Below are 2974 nucleotides of genomic sequence, written 5' to 3' on the forward strand. Positions count from 1 at the left end.
TAATAAATATGGCAGCTACCTACTCTCCCGCATGATAGTGCAGTACCATCGGCCATAAGGGGCTTAACTTCTCTGTTCGGAATGGGAAGAGGTGAACACCCTTGGCAAAACCACCATAAGATCTTTGGCTGTGACGATCGCTCGTCGTAAGGAAGCAGGTGAAGTATTCACCTTATCCTTGCAGCACGCAATAAGATAACATATTGGGAAAGTCGTATACGAACTTAGTAGTAATAAATAAAGTTAAAGCTTACGGGCAATTAGTATTACTCGGCTGTGATGTTACCACCTTTACACCTGTAACCTATCAACGTCGTAGTCTCCGACGGCCCTTAAAAGTAAACTCATCTTGAAGCAGGTTTCACGCTTAGATGCTTTCAGCGTTTATCCTGTCCGTACATAGCTACTCTGCACTGCACCTGGCGGCACAACAGATACACCAGCGGTACGTACGACCCGGTCCTCTCGTACTAAGGTCATGTCTCCTCAATTTACTAACGATCACAACAGATAGGGACCGAACTGTCTTGCGACGTTCTGAACCCAGTTCACGTGCCACTTTAATCGGCGAACAGCCGAACCCTTGGGACCTTCTCCAGCCCCAGGATGTGACGAACCGACATCGAGGTGCCAAACCTCACCGTCGATATGAGCTCTTGGGTGAGATCAGCCTGTTATCCCCGGAGTACCTTTTATCCTTTGAGCGATGGCCCTTCCATACAGAACCACCGGATCACTTTAGCCTGCTTTCGCACCTGCTCGGCTTGTTTGCCTCACAGTCAAGCACCCTTATACTAATGCGCTCTGCGTACGATTACCAACCGTACTGAGGGTACCTTTGCGAGCCTCCGTTACCTTTTAGGAGGCGACCACCCCAGTCAAACTACCCACCAAACAATGTCTCCCCTTGCAGGGATTAGACTCTAAATAACAGAAGGTTGGTATTTCAACGATGACTCCACAACTCCTGGCGAAGCTGCTTCACAGTCTCCCAACTATCCTACACATCTGGCATTCAAAATCAATGTTAAGTTGTAGTGAAGGTTCACGGGGTCTTTCCGTCCCGTTGCGATTAACCGGCATCTTCACCGATACTACAATTTCACCGAGCTCGTGGTAGAGACAGTGTACAACTCATTAGACCATTCGTGCAGGTCGGAACTTACCCGACAAGGAATTTCGCTACCTTAGGACCGTTATAGTTACGGCCGCCGTTTACTGGGGCTTCAGTCAGAAGCTTTGGATTACTCCGAACATCCTTCCTTAACCTTCCAGCACCGGGCAGGTATCAGGCTCTATACGTCATCTTTCGATTTTGCAGGGCCCTGTGTTTTTGTTAAACAGTTGGTTGTACCATTTTACTGAGACCACATCACTGTGGTACGCCTTATCCCGAAGTTACAGCGTCAATTTGCCTAGTTCCTTTACCACGGATCACTCGAGCGCCTGAGAATACTCATCTCGACTACCTGTGTCGGTTTACGGTACGGGCTGCTATAAACGAACCTTAGAAGTTTTTCTTGGAAGTCTGATTAGGGACATTATCAGCGCTGCCGAAGCTTTGCTGTACTATCAGGTTCAGCATCCCTGGCGGATTTACCTACCAAAGATATACCTACTCCCTTTAACGCACTATTCCGTAAGTGCGCAGTCCTTTCACTACTCCGTTACTCCATCGAATTTACAGCAGGTACTGGAATATTCACCAGTTTGCCATCAGCTACGCCTCTCGGCTTTGCCTAAGGACCCGACTAACCCTGATCCGATTAGCGTTGATCAGGAACCCTTAGTCTTACGGCGATAAGATTTTTCATCTTATTTATCGTTACTTATGCCTACATTTTCTTTTCTAAACGCTCCAGCATGCCTCGCGACACACCTTCGATGCAGTTTAGAATGCTCCCCTACCGTCTAATACCTAAGTATTAGGCCTAAAGCTTCGGTTGTATGTTTGATGCCCGATTATTTTCCGTGCCCAAACCCTCGACCAGTGAGCTGTTACGCACTCTTTAAATGAATGGCTGCTTCCAAGCCAACATCCTGGCTGTTTTAGGATTTGAACCGCGTTTGTTCAACTTAACATACGATTAGGGACCTTAGCTGTTAGTCTGGGTTATTTCCCTCTCGGCCATGGACCTTAGCGCCCACAGCCTCACTCCCGGAGATTATGTTATAGCATTCGGAGTTTATTAGGGTTTGGTAGGCGGTGAAGCCCCCTAGCCCAATTAGTAGCTCTACCTCTATAACACGTCTATATCCGAGGCTGTTCCTAAAAACATTTCGGGGAGAACGAGCTATCTCTCAGTTTGATTGGCCTTTCACCCCTATCCACAGGTCATCCCATAGCTTTTCAACGCTAATGAGTTCGGACCTCCAGTTAGTTTTACCTAACCTTCATCCTGCCCATGGATAGATCACAAAGTTTCGCGTCTACCCCCACTGACTAAGCGCTCTGTTAGAACTCGCTTTCGCTGCGGCTCCGGTACTGAAGACCTTAACCTCGCCAGTGAGGAGTAACTCGTAGGCTCATTATGCAAAAGGCACGCCGTCACCATTACTGGCTCCGACCGCTTGTAAGCGCACGGTTTCAGGAACTATTTCACTCTCCTGTTCGGAGTACTTTTCACCTTTCCCTTACGGTACTGGTTCACTATCGGTATCTAAGGAGTATTTAGCCTTATCAGATGGTACTGACAGTTTCACACAGGATTCCTCTGGTCCCGCGCTACTCAGGATACTACACGTCCGTCAGAATTTGCGCCTACAGGGCTATCACCTGCTACGGCTCATCTTTCCAGATGATTCAGCTTGATCTGACTTTCTAAAAGTAGTCCTACAACCCCGGGTAGAATTGCTTCGACCCGGTTTGGGCTCTTCCCTGTTCGCTCGCCACTACTTGGGGAATCATTATTATTTTCTTTTCCTGCAGGTACTTAGATGTTTCAGTTCCCTGCGTTGGCTCTCTTTCGAGTGA

General features: G+C 47.9%; 2 rRNA genes. Both read right to left on the reverse strand.

The features are described 5' to 3' along the window. Nucleotides 1-6: 6 nt before the first annotated feature. A 5S ribosomal RNA gene (gene rrf / locus ICL55_RS34825) occupies nucleotides 7-118 on the reverse strand. 121 nt (nucleotides 119-239) lie between these two features. Next, nucleotides 240-2974, reverse strand: a 23S ribosomal RNA gene (locus tag ICL55_RS34830); the annotation flags it as partial.

Origin of the sequence: Chitinophaga varians, assembly GCF_014529945.1 — a bacterium.
Lineage (GTDB): Bacteria > Bacteroidota > Bacteroidia > Chitinophagales > Chitinophagaceae > Chitinophaga > Chitinophaga varians.